A 2,500-nucleotide genomic window follows, 5' to 3' on the forward strand; every position below is an offset into this window, starting at 1 on the left:
GACCTACTCTCCCACGTCTTGAGACGCAGTACCATTGGCGTGACGGCCCTTAACGGCCGAGTTCGGGAAGGGATCGGGTGTTTAGCCGTCGCTATGACCACCAAACCGAGGAATTACCCAAGGTGATACAACATTGTGATTGTTCAAGTCTGTTGAGCTTTTGATTTGAGTAACGGTCTGGCTGTTACTGGATCAAATCAAGCCTATCGAGCAATTAGTACCGGTCAGCTGAATGCATTGCTGCACTTACACCTCCGGCCTATCGACGTGGTGGTCTTCCACGGCTCTCAAGGGAGACCTTGTTTTGAAGGGGGCTTCCCGCTTAGATGCCTTCAGCGGTTATCCTGTCCGTTCATAGCTACCCAGCACTGCCGTTGGCACGACAACTGGTCCACCAGTGGAACGTTCACCCCGGTCCTCTCGTACTAGGGGCAACTCTTCTCAAGTCTCCTACACCCACGGCAGATAGGGACCGAACTGTCTCACGACGTTCTAAACCCAGCTCACGTACCTCTTTAAATGGCGAACAGCCATACCCTTGGGACCTGCTCCAGCCCCAGGATGAGATGAGCCGACATCGAGGTGCCAAACGATGCCGTCGATATGGACTCTTGGGCATCATCAGCCTGTTATCCCCAGAGTACCTTTTATCCGTTGAGCGATGGCCCTCCCACTTGGGACCACCGGATCACTATGGCCGACTTTCGTCTCTGTTCGACTTGTCAGTCTTACAGTCAGGCTGGCTTCTGCCATTGCACTCAACGACCGATTTCCGACCGGTCTGAGCCAACCTTCGCGCGCCTCCGTTACTGTTTGGGAGGCGACCGCCCCAGTCAAACTCCCCACCATGCATGGTCCCGGACCCGGATAACGGGCCGCGGTTAGACATCAAGAGTGCGAAGGGTGGTATCTCAAGGGAGGCTCCACAGAAACTGGCGTCTCTGCTTCGATGCCTACCACCTATCCTGCACATCACAATCCTGATGCCAGTGCAAAGCTGGAGTAAAGGTTCATGGGGTCTTTCCGTCTAACCGCGGGAAGTGTGCATCTTGACACACAGTTCAATTTCGCTGAGTCCACATCAGAGACAGCGGGGAGATCGTTACGCCATTCGTGCAGGTCGGAACTTACCCGACAAGGAATTTCGCTACCTTAGGACCGTTATAGTTACGGCCGCCGTTTACTGGGGCTTCAATTCGGAGCTTGCACCCCTCCTTTTAACCTTCCAGCACCGGGCAGGCGTCAGACTGTATACGTCGCCTTACGGCTTCGCACAGCCCTGTGTTTTAAGTAAACAGTCGCCACCCCCTAGTTTGTGCCCCCGGCCCATAGTTGCCTACAAGCCGGGCTCCCTTCTCGCGAACTTACGGGAGCATTTTGCCGAGTTCCTTTGATGTGGTTCTCTCAAGCGCCTTGGTATACTCTACCAGTCCACCTGTGTCGGTTTGGGGTACGGTCTTGTGGAGGGCTATTTCCAGGAACCTCTAAGCGGCCCACCCAATCCGATAAGGGCAGACAACCTTCGAGATCCGTCACTTCCTCCTGGCCCAGGAATATTAACCTGGTTCCCATCGACTACGCCTTTCGGCCTCGCCTTAGGGGCCGGCTTACCCTGCTCAGATTAGCTTTAAGCAGGAACCCTTGGACTTTCGGCGACAGGGTCTCTCACCCTGTTTGTCGCTACTCATGTCAACATTCTCGCTTCTGATCTCTCCACCAGTTGCCTTACGGCCTGGCTTCACAGAAAGCTCCTCGCCTCCATGCTTCCCCGTAAGGAAGACAAGAGGCATGGAGCTATATCACAGAACGCTCCGCTACCACGCATATTGCTATGCATCCTGAGCTTCGGCTCGTGGCTTGAGCCCCGTTACATCTTCGCCGCAGGACAGCTTATCTAGACCAGTGAGCTGTTACGCTATCTTTAAAGGATGGCTGCTTCTAAGCCAACCTCCTGGTTGTTTTGGCCGTCCCACATGCTTTCCCACTTAGCCACGAATTAGGGGCCTTAGCTGCAGGTCAGGGTTGTTTCCCTCTTCACGACGGACGTTAGCACCCGCCGTGTGTCTCCCGGATAGTACTCTTGGGTATTCGGAGTTTGCTTAGGCTCAGTAAGTCTGTGGGACCCCATCACCCATGCAGTGCTCTACCCCCCAAGGTATTCGTCCGAGGCGCTACCTAAATAGCTTTCGCGGAGAACCAGCTATCTCCAGGTTTGATTGGCCTTTCACCCCTAGCCACAAGTCATCCAGACCCTTTTCAACGGGTGTTGGTTCGGACCTCCAGTACGTGTTACCGTACCTTCATCCTGCTCATGGCTAGATCACCTGGTTTCGGGTCTGATCCAACGAACTCATGCGCCCTTTTAAGACTCGCTTTCGCTGCGCCTACACCTATCGGCTTAAGCTTGCTCGTTAGACCAAGTCGTTGACCCATTATACAAAAGGTACGCCGTCAGGGCTTATGCCCCTCCGACTGCTTGTAAGCGTCCGGTTTCAGGTAC

2 rRNA genes (1 of these 2 cut by a window edge) are annotated in these 2,500 nt (G+C 54.4%); both read right to left on the reverse strand.

Annotated features, from left to right (window positions below):
- Nucleotides 1-105: ribosomal RNA gene (rrf, locus tag IE101_RS19530) — 5S ribosomal RNA — on the reverse strand; the annotation flags it as partial.
- A gap of 88 nt (nucleotides 106-193) precedes the next feature.
- Nucleotides 194-2,500 (reverse strand): 23S ribosomal RNA (locus IE101_RS19535) (it continues 525 nt past the right edge of the window).

The sequence above is a fragment of the Gemmobacter lanyuensis genome (assembly GCF_014652355.1).
In the GTDB taxonomy this organism is placed as follows: domain Bacteria; phylum Pseudomonadota; class Alphaproteobacteria; order Rhodobacterales; family Rhodobacteraceae; genus Gemmobacter; species Gemmobacter lanyuensis.